15 protein-coding genes and 1 pseudogene are annotated in these 16,097 nt (G+C 69.9%); 6 read left to right on the forward strand and 10 right to left on the reverse strand.

Going from position 1 to position 16,097, the window contains the following annotated elements; genetic code table 11:
• Position 1: 1 nt before the first annotated feature.
• Complete coding sequence (locus tag RCP80_RS18085) at positions 2-433, reverse strand: MTB12 C-terminal domain-containing protein (RefSeq protein WP_308478988.1); 432 nt, start codon at positions 431-433, stop codon at positions 2-4.
• A 124-nt stretch (positions 434-557) separates the two neighbouring features.
• On the opposite strand from RCP80_RS18085, the gene RCP80_RS18090 reads away from it, so the two are divergent.
• Positions 558-1,043 (forward strand): DUF2834 domain-containing protein, encoded by a 486-nt coding sequence (locus RCP80_RS18090; RefSeq protein ID WP_308478989.1) that lies wholly within the window; start codon positions 558-560, stop codon positions 1,041-1,043.
• A gap of 22 nt (positions 1,044-1,065) precedes the next feature.
• Here the strand turns inward: RCP80_RS18090 and RCP80_RS18095 are convergent, their stop codons facing one another.
• Together RCP80_RS18095 and RCP80_RS18100 are read right to left on the reverse strand one after the other, a co-directional pair.
• Entirely contained in the window at positions 1,066-2,175 is a 1,110-nt protein-coding gene (locus RCP80_RS18095) for a fatty acid desaturase family protein (RefSeq protein WP_308478990.1), read from the reverse strand.
• A gap of 28 nt (positions 2,176-2,203) precedes the next feature.
• Entirely contained in the window at positions 2,204-3,277 is a 1,074-nt protein-coding gene (locus RCP80_RS18100; RefSeq protein ID WP_308478991.1) for a flavin reductase family protein, read from the reverse strand.
• Between the two features lie 72 nt (positions 3,278-3,349).
• On the opposite strand from RCP80_RS18100, the gene RCP80_RS18105 reads away from it, so the two are divergent.
• On the forward strand, positions 3,350-4,033 hold the full coding sequence (locus RCP80_RS18105) for a TetR family transcriptional regulator (RefSeq protein WP_308478992.1): 684 nt from the start codon (positions 3,350-3,352) through the stop codon (positions 4,031-4,033).
• Between the two features lie 29 nt (positions 4,034-4,062).
• On the opposite strand, the gene RCP80_RS18110 is transcribed toward RCP80_RS18105, so the two are convergent.
• The 3 genes from RCP80_RS18110 to RCP80_RS18120 form a co-directional block, all read right to left on the reverse strand.
• Complete coding sequence (locus RCP80_RS18110; RefSeq protein WP_308478993.1) at positions 4,063-4,848, reverse strand: pseudouridine synthase; 786 nt, start codon at positions 4,846-4,848, stop codon at positions 4,063-4,065.
• Between the two features lie 76 nt (positions 4,849-4,924).
• Positions 4,925-6,655 carry a glycerol-3-phosphate dehydrogenase/oxidase gene (locus tag RCP80_RS18115; RefSeq protein WP_308478994.1) on the reverse strand — a complete coding sequence of 577 codons (1,731 nt, stop codon included), beginning with the start codon at positions 6,653-6,655 and terminating at the stop codon, positions 4,925-4,927.
• A gap of 153 nt (positions 6,656-6,808) precedes the next feature.
• Positions 6,809-8,224: an NAD(P)H-quinone dehydrogenase gene (locus tag RCP80_RS18120; RefSeq protein ID WP_308478995.1), complete on the reverse strand. Its 1,416-nt coding sequence runs from the start codon at positions 8,222-8,224 to the stop codon at positions 6,809-6,811.
• Positions 8,225-8,324: 100 nt separating this feature from the next.
• Between RCP80_RS18120 and RCP80_RS18125 the strand changes: the two genes are divergently transcribed.
• Entirely contained in the window at positions 8,325-8,798 is a 474-nt protein-coding gene (locus tag RCP80_RS18125; protein ID WP_308478996.1) for a gamma-glutamylcyclotransferase family protein, read from the forward strand.
• 84 nt (positions 8,799-8,882) lie between these two features.
• Here RCP80_RS18125 and RCP80_RS18130 read toward each other — a convergent pair whose 3' ends face one another.
• Both RCP80_RS18130 and RCP80_RS18135 read right to left on the reverse strand, forming a co-directional pair.
• A complete protein-coding gene (locus RCP80_RS18130) occupies positions 8,883-10,061 on the reverse strand; it encodes a M20 family metallopeptidase (RefSeq protein ID WP_373693372.1) in 1,179 nt (392 codons plus the stop codon).
• Positions 10,058-11,248, reverse strand: a complete 1,191-nt coding sequence (locus RCP80_RS18135) for a M20 family metallopeptidase (RefSeq protein ID WP_308478997.1) — start codon at positions 11,246-11,248, stop codon at positions 10,058-10,060. The genes RCP80_RS18130 and RCP80_RS18135 overlap by 4 nt, the downstream gene beginning before the upstream one ends.
• 38 nt (positions 11,249-11,286) lie before the next feature.
• Between RCP80_RS18135 and RCP80_RS18140 the strand changes: the two genes are divergently transcribed.
• Together RCP80_RS18140 and RCP80_RS18145 are read left to right on the forward strand one after the other, a co-directional pair.
• Entirely contained in the window at positions 11,287-12,084 is a 798-nt protein-coding gene (locus RCP80_RS18140; protein WP_308478998.1) for a purine-nucleoside phosphorylase, read from the forward strand.
• A gap of 75 nt (positions 12,085-12,159) precedes the next feature.
• A pseudogene (locus RCP80_RS18145) lies at positions 12,160-13,683 on the forward strand (phospho-sugar mutase); the annotation flags it as partial.
• On the opposite strand, the gene upp reads toward RCP80_RS18145, so the two are convergent.
• A complete protein-coding gene (upp, locus tag RCP80_RS18150; protein WP_308478999.1) occupies positions 13,680-14,303 on the reverse strand; it encodes a uracil phosphoribosyltransferase in 624 nt (207 codons plus the stop codon). The pseudogene RCP80_RS18145 and the gene upp overlap by 4 nt on opposite strands.
• Positions 14,304-14,314: 11 nt before the next feature.
• Complete coding sequence (locus RCP80_RS18155) at positions 14,315-14,713, reverse strand: hypothetical protein (protein ID WP_308479000.1); 399 nt, start codon at positions 14,711-14,713, stop codon at positions 14,315-14,317.
• Between the two features lie 82 nt (positions 14,714-14,795).
• On the opposite strand from RCP80_RS18155, the gene satS reads away from it, so the two are divergent.
• A complete protein-coding gene (satS, locus tag RCP80_RS18160) occupies positions 14,796-16,058 on the forward strand; it encodes a protein export chaperone SatS (RefSeq protein WP_308479001.1) in 1,263 nt (420 codons plus the stop codon).
• Positions 16,059-16,097 lie beyond the last annotated feature (39 nt).

Genomic DNA, 16,097 nt, shown 5'->3' on the forward strand with positions numbered 1-16,097 from the left:
GTCAGACGGTGCACTCGGTGGCCGCCACCTGGGTGGCGATCACACAGGCCGAGGCGTTGGACAGTTTCCAGGCCCCGTCCTGGTTCACCCAGAAGATGTCGTGGGTGCGGGTTCCCATCACCGGCACCGACACCGCGAGCTGCGCGTCCACCCGATCGCCGTTGAGCGTGGGGTTCTGCACCCGCCAATCGAACAATGCGCTGTAGCGGTTCATCTGATTGGCGATGTTGTTGGCGGTGGGCACCGCGGCTTGACCGCCCTGCAACTCGGCGGCGCGCTGCGCGTCGGAGGCACCGGTGTTCAGCACCAGCTGCAGCTGCGACGTCAATTGGTCGGCTGTCGGGACCGCCGGGGCCGGGTCGGCCAACGCCACGCCCGCTCCACTCAAGGCTCCCGCGGCCAACACCGTCATCGCCGCCACCACTGCACGCATCTATTTGCCTCTCGTCCCGGTCAGGTCAGCGCTCACCAAACCACCTCGGACCCCGCTCGACAAGACCTACCCCAGTTACGTCAAAAGTGACAAAACTGCGCCCGGCTTCTCTCATAATCCCGACATGGTCTCGCTCATCGTTCACTTCGTGCTCGGCATTGCCGTCATCGCCTGGATCGTCCGCGCCAACCCACAGATCTTCGCCCGGGTCGAGGCGGAGCCACTGTTCTCGAAAATGGAGGTCACCTACTACGCGATCGGCATCGCCTCGATTGCGCTCGGCTACTACTTCAACCATCAGTTCGTGGCGACCTACGCCGTCGAGGGCGGCAATCCCATCTGGGGCCAGGGCAGCTGGCAGCAGTTCATCGCGCTCGGCTACACCAACCCCGCGGCGGCCTCGGCCAGCCAGGACTACACGATCATCAACGTGATCCTGCTGCCGCTGTTCACCATCGCCGACGGGCTACGTCGCGGCGTCAAGCACCCGTGGCTGTTCTTCGTGAGCAGTCTGTTCACCAGCTGCGCGTTCGCCTACGCGTTCTACTTCGCCACGATCGAGCGACAGCACCGCCAGCAGAACCTGCAGGCTCGCCGAGCGGCTGTCTAGGCACCCGTTTCCAGCCCGCGGATCACACCGGCAGCGCGAGCCGGAAGATCTTGCGCACCACCGACCCGAACTGCTTCGACAGCGACCCCGCGTTGTACGGAATCCCGTAGCGCTCGCAGATGTCGCGGACCTCATCCGAGATCTCCGCGTACCGATGCGCCGGCAGATCCGGAAACAGGTGGTGTTCGATCTGGAACGACAGGTTGCCGCTCAGGATGTGGAACAGCTTGCCGCCGGTCAGGTTTGCCGAGCCGAGGATCTGCCGGAAGTACCACTGCCCGCGGGTCTCGGCCTTGGTCTCCTCGACACTGAATTCACTGGTGCCGTCCGGGAAGTGGCCGCAGAAGATGATCATGAAAGCCCACACGTTGCGCATCAGGTTGGCCGTCATGTTCCCGGCGAACACCAGCGGCGCGAACGGCCCGGCCAGCAGCGGGAACGCCGCGTAGTCCTTGAGGGTCTGGTTCCTGGTCTTGCGCCAGATCTCCTCCAGCACTTCGCGTTTGTCGGTAATCCGGACCTCACCGGCGAGGATGCGTTCCGACTCCATCTCGTGCAGCGCCACCCCGTACTGGAACAGCACCATCAACAGGAACGCATAGACCGGGTTGCCCAGGAAGTACGGACGCCACTTCTGGTCGTCGCTCATCCGCAGGATGCCGTAGCCGATGTCGCGGTCCATGCCGACGATGTTGGTGTAGGTGTGGTGCATGTAGTTGTGCGAATGCCGCCACTGGTCGGCCGGGCAGGCGGTGTCCCACTCGAAGTCCCGACCCTGCAGCGACGGATCGCCCATCCAGTCGTACTGACCGTGCATGACGTTGTGCCCGATCTCCATGTTGTCGATGATTTTCGACAGACCGAGCAGCGCGGTGCCGGCCAGCCAAAACGGCGGGAAGATGCCGGCGAAAAGCAGTGCGCGGCCGCCGATCTCGAGCCCCCGCTGAGCCTTGACCATCCGGCGGATGTAGCCGGCGTCACGCTCACCGAGGTCGGCGATCACGCGCTCCTTGATGGCGTCGAGTTCGGCGCCGAACGCCTCCACCTGTTCGGGAGTCAGCCGCACCGTGGTGCCGCCGACCTGCTTCTCGATCACGCGATCGGCAGTGGGGGTGTTGATGACAGTGGTCATGATTGCCTCCTGGTCTGTTCTGAAGTGGCTACAGCGCGAGTTCGATGTCGCCGACAGGGACCGAGACGCAGATGCGGACGTCCTCGTCGTCGACGGTGGAAACCGCGCCGGTGGTCAGGTTCTTCACCGCACCACGGGTCTTGCGGCGCGTGCAGCTGTTGCAGATGCCCATGCGGCAGCCGCTCTCGGGCGTCAGGCCCGCGTCTTCGGCCTGCACCAGCAGCGGCCGACCGTCGTCCTCGACGGTGAGGTCGCTGTCCGTGAATGCGATCCGCCCACCGGGGGCCTGCTCCGATACGGCGAAGACCGGCGGCACGAAGCTTTCCGACCGGGCCTCGGGATGGTGGGCACGCACCGCGTCGACGAGGGTCTGCGGGCCGCAGACGTAAACCGCATCGGGTGCGGCCATCGCGGTCTGCAGGTGTCGGGCATCGAGGCGACCGGCGAGATCGCCGGAGCCTGAGCGGGTGTAGCCGTACAACACCCGGACATCGGTCATGGCGTTCAGTTCGTCGGCGTAGCAGACGTCCTGCGGGCCGCGGGCGTAGTGCACGAACGCCATCTCGTCGGCACCCCCGCGGGACCGCAGCGTCCGCAGCATCGAGAGCACCGGCGTGATGCCGCTGCCGCCCGAGACGAACAGCACCCGGCGCGCCGCCGGGTCCAGCGTGAAGTCGCCGGCGGGGGCGCCGAGCCCCACGACCAGGCCGGGACGGGCGTGTTCGCGCAGAAAGGTCGAGACCCGACCGCCCTGGTGGGCGCCGACGGTCAGTTCGATCAGCGCGGCGCCCTCGGCGTTGGCCGGCGAGTAGCACCGGGTATGGCGCCGACCGTCGATCTCGACCGTGACGCTGAGGTGTTGACCAGCCCGAAAGTCGGAGCACAACTGTGCGCCCAGGCGGTTCGGCTCCAAGGTCAGGGTGACGCTGCGGGACGTCTGCCGACGCACGGCCAGCACCGTGGCCCTGGCCTCGCGATTCGTCCAGGCAGGGTCCACCAGCTCGGTGTAACTGTCGACGCCGTGCGGTCCGGTCAGCACGCTCATCAGCGGTGATCGCAGCACCTTGTCGCGAATTCCGGGGTTCAGCAATTCAGTGAACATATGTACACCGTGACGTAGCGGGCGGCGCCGCGTCAATGAATTCGGGGCCCGTTGTGGTAGGTTTCACACTCAGTGAACAGTCGTACTCCCAAATCACATTCTTCGCGGTCGGGCCGCTCGCACGGCTCCCGATCCCGCGACGTCGTCTCGCGGATCGAACGCAAGGAAGCCACCCGCCGCGCGATCGTCGAGGCCGCGCTCAAACTGCTCGCCGAGGACAGCTTCAGCGCCCTGAGCCTGCGGGAGGTCGCCCGCGCGGCCGGGATCGCGCCGACGGCGTTCTACCGGCACTTCGACTCCATGGAAGCCCTGGGCCTGGTGCTGATCGACGAGTCGTTCCGCACGCTGCGCGACATGTTGCGCGGGGCGCGGGCCGGCAAGCTCGATCCGACCCGCATCATCGACTCGTCGGTCGACATCGTGATCAGCGGCGTCACCGAACGTCCCGATCACTGGCGCTTCATCACCCGGGAACGCTCCAGCGGGGTTGCGGTGCTGCGTTATGCGATCCGCACCGAGATCCGGCTGATCACCTCCGAGCTGGCCATCGACCTCACCCGGTTTCCGGGCCTGTCGGGCTGGAGCAGCGAGGATCTGAACATCCTCGCGATGCTGTTCGTCAACGCGATGATCTCGATCGCCGAAGCCCTGGAGGACGCCGCGGACGCCGCCGCCATCGAGGAGATCCGCCGGATTGCCATCAAGCAACTCCGGCTCATCACGGTCGGCGTGAACGGCTGGCGCAGCGGCGACTGACGTCACCGCCGGGCTCGCCGAGCGCGCGCTCAGGGCGTCCGCGCGCTCACGAACCGCCGCCGGAGGCCGGTGAGCGGATCGTCGAACTCCAGCGCGTGGGCCACCAGCCGCAGGGGTGTCGAGAAATCGTCCGGCGCAACCTCTTCGATCGTCGGATACAACGGATCGCCGACGATGGGCAGGCCGATCGAGGCCAGGTGCACCCGCAGTTGATGGGTCCGGCCGGTCTTCGGGGTCAGCCGGTACCGGTCGCCGCCGAGCGCCTCCACCAGCGTCTCGGCGTTGGGCTCGCCGGCCTCGATCCCGGCCTGCAGCACCCCGCGGTGTTTGACAATCCGGTTGCGGATCACCGTCGGCAGTTCCACCCCTGGATTCCCTTGCGCCACCGCAAGATAGGTCTTGTGCACCGCGGCGCGGGTGAACATCGTCTGATAGGCACCGCGGACCTCGCGACGGGTCGTGAACAGCAGCACACCGGCGGTCAACCGGTCCAGTCGGTGCACCGGACTCAGCTCGGGCAGCTCGAGTTCGCGACGCAACCGCACCACCGCCGTCTGCACCACGTGCCGACCCCGCGGCATGGTGGCCAAAAAGTGCGGCTTGTCCACCACCACGATGTCGTTGTCCCGGTACAGGATCGGGATGTCGAACGGGACCTCGACCTCCGCGGGCAGGTCCCGGTACAGGTAGACGTGCGAGTTGGGCGGCAGCACCGTGCCCGCCGTCACGACGCTGCCGTCGGCGGCGCGCACCTCGCCACCGAGCACCTTGGCCGCGGCCGCCTCGCCGAACCGGTCGGCCAGTTCGACCAGCACGGCACCGCCGCGCAGTCGCACCCGGGCCGGCCCGATGCCGTCCCGCGCCGGCAGCGGTGCGGGTCTGCGCCGACGGCTAATTGAGCGGCACCGGTTCGAGGATCTCGGCACGCGCCTCGGGGGCCGACGCCCGCAGCGCATCGGCGGACTCGTCGTCGGGTTGGGCCTGCGACTGCACCTCGGCCTCGACGCGGGCGATGTAGGTCGCCACCTCGCGCTCCACCTCGGCCTCGGTCCAACCCAGATACGGGGCCACCACCTCGGCCACCTCGCGGGCGCAGTCGACGCCGCGGTGCGGGTACTCGATGGAGATCCGCATCCGGCGCGCCAGGATGTCCTCGAGGTGCAGCGCGCCCTCGGCGGCGGCGGCATAGGCCGCCTCGACCTTGAGGTACACCGGCGCCTCGGTGATCGGTTCGAGCAACCCGCGGTCGTCGGCGGCCAGCGCCAACACCTCATCGATCAGCGAGCCGTAACGGTCCAGCAGATGTCGAATCCGGTACGGGTGCAGTCCGTTTCGCTCACCCACATGCTCGGTCTGGTTGATCAGCGCGAAGTATCCGTCGGCGCCGACCAACGGGACCTTCTCGGTGATCGAGGGCGCCACCCGGGTCGGGACGAACTCCGCCGCGGCGTCGATCGCGTCGGCCGCCATCACCCGGTAGGTGGTGTATTTGCCGCCCGCGATCGCGACCAGTCCGGGTGCGGGCACCGCCACCGCGTGCTCGCGGGACAGTTTCGAGGTCTCGTCGCTCTCCCCGGCCAGCAGCGGACGCAAACCGGCGTACACGCCGTCGATGTCGTCGTGCGTCAGCGGGGTCGCCAGCACGGTGTTGACGTGGTCGAGGATGTAGTCGATGTCGGCCTTGGTGGCGGCCGGGTGGGCCAAGTCGAGATTCCAGTCGGTGTCGGTGGTTCCGATGATCCAGTGCGTGCCCCACGGGATCACGAACAGCACCGACTTCTCGGTACGCAGGATGATCGCGACCTCGCTGACGACGCGGTCGCGCGGCACCACGATGTGCACCCCCTTGGAGGCCCGCACCCGAAACCGGCCGCGCTGCTTGGACAGTGCCTGGATCTCGTCGGTCCACACCCCGGTGGCGTTGACCACGACGTGCCCGTGCACCTCGGTGACCGCTCCGTCCTCGGAGTCTCGGATCCGCACGCCGATGACGCGGTCTCCCTCGCGCAGCAGCGAGACCACCTGGGTCGAGGTCCGCACCACGGCGCCGTAGTGGGCCGCGGTGCGCGCCACGGTCATGGTGTGGCGGGCGTCGTCGACGACGGTGTCGAAGTAGCGGATGCCACCGATCAACGAGCTGCGCTTCAGGCCGGGGGCCAGCCGCAGTGCCCCGGACTTGGTCAAATGCTTCTGTGCGGGAACCGATTTCGCCCCGCCGAGCTGATCGTAGAGGAAGATGCCCGCCGCCATGTACGGCCGCTCCCACCAGCGGTTGGTCAACGGGAACAGGAACGGCAACGGCTTGACCAGGTGCGGCGCCAGCGTCGTCAGCGACAGCTCGCGTTCATAGAGCGCCTCGCGCACCAACCCGAACTCGAGCTGTTCGAGGTAGCGCAGCCCACCGTGGAACATCTTCGAGGACCGGCTCGAGGTGCCGGAGGCGAAGTCGCGCGCCTCCACCAGGGCCACTCGCAGCCCGCGGGTGGCGGCGTCCAGGGCCGCTCCCGCGCCCACCACCCCGCCGCCGATGACGACGACATCGAACTGCTCGGCACCGAGGCGTTCCCACGCCCGGGCGCGCTGGGCCGGGTTCACCACCGATTCCGTCTCCGGATCGCTCACCGGATCTCCTAGCTACTCGGGCAGTACCGGTCTCAGGCTACGTGCTGACCGCGTCGGCTGTCCTGCGCGAGGGTGCGCAGACCCGGTGCGCGCAGCGGCGTGTCGGCCGGGGACACGCCCGCTCGCGGAGGATCGGGGGAATGGGGGGAGGCCTCAGTCCAGGTCATCGTGGGCCATCAGGCGGCGGGCGGCCTCCACGATCGAGCCCGACAACGACGGGTACACCGACAGCGTCTGCGCCAGATCCGTCACCGAGATGCGGTTCTGCACCGCCAGCGCGATCGGCAGGATCAGCTCCGAGGCGATCGGCGCCACCACCACCCCGCCGATCACCACACCGGTGGCGGGTCGGCAGAAGATCTTGACGAAACCGTGCCGCAGCAGCGACATCTTGGCGCGCGCGTTGGTGTTCAGCGGCAGCATCAGGGTGCGGGCCGGCACGCTGCCGTCGTCGATCGCGCTCTGCGGGATGCCGACCGCACCGATCTCGGGGCGCGTGAACGTCGCTGCGGCGACCGTCCGCAACCGGATCGGGGACACCCCCTCGCCGAGCGCGTGGTACATCGCGATGCGGCCCTGCATGGCCGCCACCGACGCCAACGGCAACAGGCCGGTGCAGTCACCGGCGGCATAGATACCGGCCGCCGGAGTGCGGGAGACCCGGTCGACCGGGATGTAGCCGCCGGGGTTGAGTTCGACCCCGACGCGCTCGAGCCCGAGGCCGGCGGTGTTGGGCACCGAGCCGACCGTCATCAGCGCGTGGCTGCCCTCCACGGTTCTGCCGTCGGCGATGTTGACCCGGACTCCGGTCGGGGTCCGCTGCACGGAATTGGCCCGGGCGTTCTTGACCAGCGTGACCCCGCGTTCGGCGAACACCTCCTCGAGCACCGCGGCGGCGTCGCTGTCCTCGTGCGGCAGGATCTGGTCCCGGCTGGCGACCACGGTGACCGTGACGCCGAGTTCGGTGTAGGCGTTGCAGAACTCCGCGCCGGTCACCCCGGAGCCCACGATGATCAGGTGCTCGGGCAGCTCATCGAGGTCATAGAGCTGCCGCCAGTTCAGGATGCGCACCCCGTCGGGTTCGGCGTTGGGCAACACCCGCGGGCGGGCCCCGGTCGCGATGAGCACGACGTCGGCCTTGAGCACGCCGGTCCGGCCGTCGGCCGTGGTCACCTTGACCCGGTGGTGTGCCATCCCCGCGATGTCGTCCACCAACTCGGCGCGCCCGTTGATCACCGTCACCCCGTTGTTGAGCAACTGGTTACCGATGTCGGCCGATTGGGACGCCGCGAGCGTCATCGCGCGGTTGTTGAGCTGACTCAAGGTGATCTTGGCGGCCTCGATGCCGAGGTCGAAGCCCAGGCCGGCGGCGCGCCGCAGTTCGGTGCGCACCCCGGTCGAGGCGATGAAGGCCTTGGACGGCACGCAGTCGAAGAGCACGGCGGCGCCGCCGATCCCGTCGGAGTCGACCACGGTGACGTGGTTGGCGTCCTTTCCGTACCCCGCGGCCACCAGTGCCGCCTCATAGCCGGCCGGCCCGCCGCCGACGATCACGATGCGCCTCACCACAGCTGCTCCACGGCAATTAACCTAGGCCAACCCGGGCCCCGGCGTGGCGTGGGTGTGGATGTCGGCCGACCTTCGATCGCAGGCCGTCTAAGCTTTCCCCGTGCCGCTCTACGCTGCCTACGGGTCCAACATGCATCCAGAGCAGATGCTGGAACGGGCGCCGCACTCGCCCATGGCCGGAACCGGCTGGTTGCACGGCTGGCGCCTGACGTTCGGCGGTGAGGACCTGGGCTGGGAAGGTGCGCTGGCCACCGTCGTCCAGGACCCGCAGTCGAAGGTCTTCGTGGTGCTCTACGACATGACCAAGGAAGACGAGGAGAACCTCGACCGCTGGGAGGGCTCCGAACTCGGCGTGCACAAGAAGATCCGGTGCCGGGTGCAGCGGGAGTCCTCGGACACCACCACCGATCCCGTGCTGGCCTGGCTCTACGTGGTCGACGCCTGGGAGGGCGGCATCCCGTCGGCCCGCTACCTGGGCGTGATGGCCGAGGCCGCCGAGATCGCCGGGGCACCGCCGGAGTACGTGCACCAGCTGCGGACCCGGCCGGCCAGCAACATCGGGCCGGGCACCTAGGCGCCCACCCCGATCGAGTCAGACGTCACGCAGGGAAAGTGCGAGTAACCTCCGGCGTGAGTTCTGCCTCGATGCACGTCAGGTCTAAAACGCGGCGCTCTGATCCACGATGTTGGCCATCACCCGCACCCCGACGGCCAACGCGCGCTCGTCGAGGTCGAAGTTCGGCTGATGCAGATCCAGCTGGGGACCGTCGCCGCTCCACACCCCCAGCCGCGCCATGGCCCCCGGGATTTCCTCGAGGTACCAGGAGAAGTCTTCACCGCCGCCGGATTGCCGGGTGTCGGCCAGGGTGTCCGGGCCCAGCGCCTCGATCGCGTGCGTCATGATCCGGGTCGAGACTTCCTCGTTGACCACCGGCGGCACCCCGCGGCGGTATTGCAGGGTGTGTTCGATACCGAGCGGGGCAAGCAGACCCGAAACCGTCTCGGCGACCAGGTTTTCCAGCTCGAGCCAGGTCTCGCGGCTGGCGGTGCGTACGGTCCCGGCCAGCGTGCCGGTCTGCGGGATCGCGTTGGCGGCGACCCCGGCCCGGACCGCGCCCCACACCATCACGGTGCTGTGCCGCGGATCGACCCGCCGCGACAACACCCCGGGCAGCCCGGTGATCAGGGTGCCGAGACCGTACACCAGGTCGCCGGTCAGGTGCGGCCGCGACGTGTGGCCGCCCGATGAGTTCAGGGTGATCTCGATCGAGTCGGCCGCCGACGTGATGGGCCCCGGCGTCGTCGCCACCCGACCGACCGCCAGCCGCGGGTCGCAGTGCAACGCGAAGATGCGCGACACGCCGTTGAGCGCCCCGGCGGCGATCGCGTCGATCGCCCCGCCCGGCATCAGTTCCTCGGCGGCCTGAAACAGCAGCCGCACCCCGACCGGCAGTTCCGGCGCGGCGGCCAGCGCCAGTCCGGTGCCCAGCAGGATCGCGGTGTGGCCGTCGTGGCCGCAGGCGTGGGCGACGTTGGGCACCAACGAGGAGTAGACCGCACCGGTCCGCTCGGCCATCGGCAGGCCGTCCATGTCGGCGCGCAGTGCGATCCGCGGCCGATGTTCGGGGCCGATGTCGCAGGTCAGGCCGGTGCCACCGGGCAGCACCTTGGGGTTCAGGCCGGCGTTGGCCAGCCGTTCGGCCACGAACTGGGTGGTTTCGAATTCCTGGCGGCCCAGCTCGGGATGGCGGTGCAGGTGCCGGCGCCAGGCGACCAGGTCGTCGAAATTGGCCGCCAACCAGGCTTCGGCGGCCTCGGCGGCGCTCACCGAATTCATGAGGCCCGCCGCTGCAGCAGCTCGAGCACCCGGTCGGCCTGCTCGGGCGTCTCGGCCAGTCGCACGACGGTGCGGGCCAGCAGCACCGCTCCGTCGATGACGGCCCGGTCGCCGCTGGGGCTGGCGGCGGCCGCGGTGAAGGCCGGTTGATGCACCGAGGCGCCGCCGGCCTCGACCCCGATGATCGGATGGATGCCCGGCAGCAGCTGGGTGACGTTGCCCATGTCGGTGCTGCCGAGCGGGAATGCGGCCTCGACGTCGCTGGGCAGCGGCGAGCGGCCGGCGCGTTGCATCTCGGCCCGGAACGCCTCGGCCAGCCAGCGGTCCGGGCTCAGCTCCCGGTACACCGGGGAGACCGGGACCACGTCGTACTCGCAGCCGGTGCCGACCGCCCCGGCCAGGAAACAGCCCGCCACCTTGTCCTCCAGGTCACGCAGCGCGTCGGTGTCGTCGGCGCGCAGGGTGTATCGCAGCTCGGCGCGGGCCGGAACGATGTTGGGTGCCTGTCCCCCGTCGGTGACGATGCCGTGCATCATCTGACCGGGCCGCAGATGCTGGCGAAGCAGGCCGATCGCGACCTGCGTGACGGTCACCGCGTCGGCGGCGTTGACACCCAGAAACGGCGCCACGGCCGCGTGCGCCTCGCGGCCGTGATAGGTCGCCGTCACCTCCGTGAGCGCCAGCGAACGCGCCGCCGCGATGTCGAGCGGGCCCGGGTGCACCATCACCGCCGCGGCGATGTCGTCGAACACGCCCGCCTCCAGCAGCAGCGCCTTCCCGCCGCCGGACTCCTCGGCCGGGGTGCCGATCAGCACGACGGTCAAGCCCAGTTCGTCGGCCACCTCGGCGAGCGCGAGGGCCGCCCCGACGGCCGCGGCCGCGATGATGTTGTGTCCGCAGGCGTGTCCGATCTCGGGCAGCGCGTCGTATTCGGCGCACACCCCGATGGTCAGCGGACCGCTGCCGAACGACGCCCGGAACGCGGTCGGCAGACCGCCGGCGCCCGGCTGCACCGCAAAGCCGCGTTCGGCCACCAGAACCTGGGCCTTGGCGCTGCTGCGGTGCTCGTCGAAGGCCAGCTCGGGTTCGGCGTGGATGGCGTGCGAGAGCGCGATCAGGTCATTGCGATAACGCCGGACGGTGTCCTCGACGGCCTCGGCGCACGACGATGCGGAGACAGTGGACATCATTGCAGTATCGCACTGGCCGGTTAGGCTCACTGCCCGTGACCGCCGATCCCTCCCGGTTGGCGACCGACGCCGCCGCCGCCATCGCCGAACGCACCGGCGTCGCCCACCACGATGTCGCGGTGGTGCTCGGCTCCGGCTGGGCCCCCGCCGCGCAGACGCTCGGCGAGCCGACCACCGCGATCGGGATGTCCGAGCTGCCCGGCTTCACCCCGCCGAGCGCGGCCGGCCACCGCGGCCAGGTGCTGTCGTTGCGGGTCGGGGCGCAGCGGGTGTTGGTGCTGCTCGGACGCATCCACGCCTACGAGGGTCACGATCTGGCACATGTGGTGCACCCGGTGCGCGCGGCGTGCGCGGCCGGCGCGGGCACCGTGGTGTTGACCAACGCCGCCGGCGGTCTGCGCGCGGACCACGCGGTCGGTCAGCCGGTGCTGATCAGCGACCACCTCAACCTCACCGCACGCTCCCCGCTGGTCGGTGCGCAATTCGTCGACCTCGTGGACGCGTATTCGCCGCGCCTGCGGGCGCTGGCCCGCGACATCGACCCATCGCTGACCGAGGGCGTGTACGCCGGTCTGCCCGGGCCGCACTACGAGACCCCGGCCGAGATCCGGATGCTGCGCACCCTCGGCGCCGACCTGGTCGGCATGTCGACGGTGCACGAGACGATCGCGGCGCGCGCCGCCGGAGCGCAGGTGCTGGCCATCTCGTTGGTGACCAATCTGGCCGCCGGGATGACGGGTGCGCCGCTGAGTCACACCGAGGTGCTCGAGGCGGGGCGTCAGTCGGCCACCGCGATGGGCGCCCTGCTCGCGGCGGTGCTGGCCCGACTCTGACGGCCGAACCCGCGCCAGCGGCGCGACGAACAACATCGCCGGGAAGCCGGGGTCTGCTGCACAATCGGGCCCATGCTGACTTTCGGTACCGCCGGGTTGCGCGGCCCCATGCGCCCAGGACCCGACGGGATGAACGTCGCCACCGTCACGACCGCGACCTGGGCGGTGGCCCAGGTCCTCAAGGAGCGACGGCTGGGCGGCTCGACCGTCGTGGTGGGACGCGACGCCCGGCACCAGTCCGCGGACTTCGCCCTGGCCACCGCGGAAGTTTTTGCCGCCGAGGGATTTTCGGTCGCGCTGCTGCCGGACCCGCTGCCCACCCCGGTGCTGGCCTTCGCGGTGCGCGAACTGAATGCGGCCGCCGGGGTGCAGATCACGGCGTCGCACAACCCGGCCGGCGACAACGGCTACAAGGTGTACTTCGAGGGCGGCATCCAGATCGTGTCCCCCACCGACGCCGAGATCGAGGCCGCGATCGCCGCGGCGCCGCCCGTCGACGCCATCGGCCGGACACCGGTGCTGCCGACCGGAACCGAGCTGTGGCAGCGCTACGTGGCGGCCGCCGCCGACGTGCGCCGCGGCCAGGGCGCGGTGCGGGTGGCGTTGACGCCGATGCACGGCGTGGGTGGCCACACGGCGTTGGCGGCCCTGCGCCGGGCCGGCATCGACGACGTGCACGTGGTGACCGACCAGTTCGAGCCCGACCCCGACTTCCCGACCGTGGCATTCCCCAACCCGGAGGAGCCCGGGGCCGCCGACGCGGTGCTGGCGCTGGCGGCCGAGATCCGGGCCGATCTGGCCATCGCGCTCGACCCCGACGCCGACCGGTGCGCGGTCGGTGTTCCCACCCCGGCCGGTTGGCGCATGCTCTCGGGCGACGAAACGGGGTGGCTACTGGGCGATTACGTGTTGTCGCAGCTGGCCGCGGACAGCCGCGCCGACTGCGTGGTGGCCAGCACGGTGGTGTCCTCGCGACTGCTGGGTGACATCGCGGCCGCCTACGGCGCCGTCCACGTCGAAACCCTGACCGGCTTCAAATGGCTGGCGCGCGCCGACGCCGACCTACCCGGCAAGCGACTGGTCTATGCCTACGAGGAGGCCATCGGGCACTGCGTGGATCCGGCGACGGTGCGCGACAAGGACGGCATCAGCGCCGCGGTGCTGGCCTGCGATCTGGTGGCGACGCTGGCCGCCGCGGGCCGCACCCCGCTCGATGTCCTCGACGAGCTGGCCCGCCGCCACGGCGTGCACCTGACGTCGGCGGTCTCGCTGCGGGTTCCGGACGCCGCCCCCGCGATGGCCGCGCTGCGCGCCGATCCGCCGCCCACCTTGGCCGGCTCCGCCGTCGTCGTCGCGGATCTGCTCGAGCGCGCCGGCCACGACAGCACCGACGCGGTGGTGCTGTCGGCCGTGCGCGGGGAGGCGGAGCTACGCATGACCGTGCGGCCGTCGGGCACCGAACCGAAACTCAAGTTCTACCTTGAGGTCAGCTGCGCGCCGGCCGAGGACCTCGAGGCAGCCCGCGCGTCGGCCGACGAACTCCGGGGCGCTCTCGTCGCCGCCGCGTACCAACTCGGTGCGCGGCTGATCGGCGGTTAGCGGGGCCCGAATTGTCGGTCGCCCGCGTCGCCCAATCCGGGGACGATATAGGCGATTTCGTTGAGGCCCTGGTCGATGGTGGCGGTGAACAGCCGGGCCGCGGGCGCCACTTTTTCCACCGCCGCCACGCCCTCGGGCGCGGCCACCACGCACACCAGCGTGATATCGGTGGCGCCGCGGGACTGCAGCAGCCCCAGCGTGTGGACCATGGAACCACCGGTGGCCAGCATCGGGTCGAGCACCATCACCGGGCGGTCGCCCAGGTCCGCGGGCAACGATTCCAGGTACGGCGTGGGCAGCAGCGTCCGCTCGTCGCGAGCCACGCCGACGAAGCCCACCTGCGCCTCCGGAATCAGCGCGTGCGCCTGATCCACCATGCCGAGGCCGGCCCGCAGCACCGGCACCAGCAGCGGCGGGTTGGCCAGTCGACAGCCCGTGGTGGGCGCCATCGGGGTCTGCACCGTGGTCTCGGTGCACGCGACGTCCCGGGTCGCCTCGTAGACCAGCATCAGCGTCAGGTCGCGCAGCGCCGCGCGGAAGCCGGCGTTGCCGGTGCGTTCGTCGCGCAGCGTGGTCAACCGCGCCGCGGCCAACGGATGATCCACGACGCAAACGTGCATAACCGAGAACCCTAAACGGTCTGGGGCGTGCGGGGACGCAAGAAACGCGCGGCCGCCAACCCCAGCACGAGGATGACGAGCGGCGGCAGCACCCACAACAGCGCCAGGAGCATCCCGGCGGACCCCGAACCGCTCAGCGACAGGCCCAGCGCCAGCACGAACAGCGCCGCGGTCGCGCCCACCGCGACGGCGGTGGCCGTCGTCGCGATGACCGCCGACCGGAAGATGCCGTGATAGCGCGCGCCGGTCGCCCACAGCAGCGCCAGCGGGATTCCGGCATAACCGAGACCGGCCCAGTTCAGCTGGCCGTAGCCGAACGAATGCAGCGCCGGGCGCAGCACCAGCACCGCGGCGATAGCGGCGATGACCACGCCGATGACCGCGATCCGGCGGGAATTCGGTGTCTGCATGGGGCCATTGTGGACCCGTGTGACACCGGGTGTTGGGCATGGGGTGCGCCCGGCGCCAGCCGGCGTCGTTATTCTGTGCCGCATGGCTGCTGACCTCGTACCGATCCGCCTCGGCGTGACCGCGGGCGACCTGTACACCCTGTGGGCCCCGCGCTGGCGCGAAGGTGGAGACGAGTGGGAGGCATTCCTCGGCGAGGGTGAGGACCTCTACGGCTTCGCCTCCGTCGCCGATCTGGTGGCGTTCGTGCGCAGCGGTGCGGACAACGATCTGTCCGACCATCCCGCCTGGCAGCGGATCACCGAGGCCAACGCGCACCGACTCGATCCGGCCGAGGACCGTCAGTTCGACCTGATCTCGGTGGAGGAACTGCTCGCCGAGAAACCCACCGAGGACAGCGTGAACCTGCTGGCCCGCACGCTGGCGGTGGTGTCCTCGCTGGGCTCGGTGTGCGAACTGCCCACGGTCACCAAGTTCTTCAACGGCAACCCGACGCTGGCCGCGGTCAACGGCGGGGCCGCGGAGTTCGCCGGCAAGGCCGGGCTCAAGCGGTGGAACAACATCGCTGCCGTGGTGGGGCGCAACTGGGACAACGTGGTCGCCGCCATCGACGAGATCGTGACCACCCCCGACGTCGACAGCACACTCGCGGCCAAGGCGGCCGCGGAACTGGCCGAACCGGCGCCGCCCGCCGAGGACGACGACCTCGATGACCTCGCGGCCTCCGCGCCGGACGAGCTCGACACCGTCGCGGCCGCGCCCGCGCCGCGCGCGACCGGCGACACCGTCGTGCTCGGGGATGACGACGACTTCTGGGCCAAGGTGGGCATCGACCCCGTCCGGGTGATGACCAGCGGCGGCACGTTCTACACGCTGCGCTGCTACTTCGACGACCGGCCCATTTTCCTCGGCCGCAACGGCCGGGTCAGCGTGTTCAGTTCGGAACGCGCGCTGGCCCGCTACCTGGCCGACGAGCACGACCACGACCTGTCGGACCTGAGCACCTACGACGACATTCGCACCGCGGCCACCGACGGCTCGCTCGACATCGACATCACCGAGGACAACGTCTACGTGCTGACCGATCTGGCCGACGACCTGGCCGACGGTCCCGAGCACGTCGACCGCGATCAGCTCGAGTTGGTGGTCGAATTCCTGCGCGACCTCGGCGACTACTCCGAGGAGGACACCGTCGACAAGGCGCTGGCCCCCGACGCGCCGCTGGGCCGCTACGTGGCCTATGTGCTCGACGGTGCCGGGGTCAAACCCGCCGCGCCGTACGCCGAGGCGGCCTCCCAGTTCGAGAAGCTGGAACGCTTCGTCGAATCCCGCCTGCGCAGCGAGTGATTTCGGCGCGGTTTCCCGCGCTGCGCGCCGGTTAGCGCG

The sequence above is a fragment of the Mycolicibacterium sp. MU0053 genome, from assembly GCF_963378095.1.
Lineage (GTDB): Bacteria > Actinomycetota > Actinomycetes > Mycobacteriales > Mycobacteriaceae > Mycobacterium > Mycobacterium burgundiense.

Bases quoted from the DNA above. Each gene is read 5' to 3' on its own strand.
- RCP80_RS18085 (WP_308478988.1), bottom strand. From the start codon at position 433: ATGCGTGCAGTGGTGGCGGCGATGACGGTGTTGGCCGCGGGAGCCTTG.
- RCP80_RS18090 (WP_308478989.1), top strand. From the start codon at position 558: ATGGTCTCGCTCATCGTTCACTTCGTGCTCGGCATTGCCGTCATCGCC.
- RCP80_RS18095 (WP_308478990.1), bottom strand. From the start codon at position 2,175: ATGACCACTGTCATCAACACCCCCACTGCCGATCGCGTGATCGAGAAG.
- RCP80_RS18100 (WP_308478991.1), bottom strand. From the start codon at position 3,277: ATGTTCACTGAATTGCTGAACCCCGGAATTCGCGACAAGGTGCTGCGA.
- RCP80_RS18130 (WP_373693372.1), bottom strand. From the start codon at position 10,061: ATGAATTCGGTGAGCGCCGCCGAGGCCGCCGAAGCCTGGTTGGCGGCC.
- RCP80_RS18135 (WP_308478997.1), bottom strand. From the start codon at position 11,248: ATGTCCACTGTCTCCGCATCGTCGTGCGCCGAGGCCGTCGAGGACACC.
- upp (WP_308478999.1), bottom strand. From the start codon at position 14,303: ATGCACGTTTGCGTCGTGGATCATCCGTTGGCCGCGGCGCGGTTGACC.
- RCP80_RS18155 (WP_308479000.1), bottom strand. From the start codon at position 14,713: ATGCAGACACCGAATTCCCGCCGGATCGCGGTCATCGGCGTGGTCATC.
- satS (WP_308479001.1), top strand. From the start codon at position 14,796: ATGGCTGCTGACCTCGTACCGATCCGCCTCGGCGTGACCGCGGGCGAC.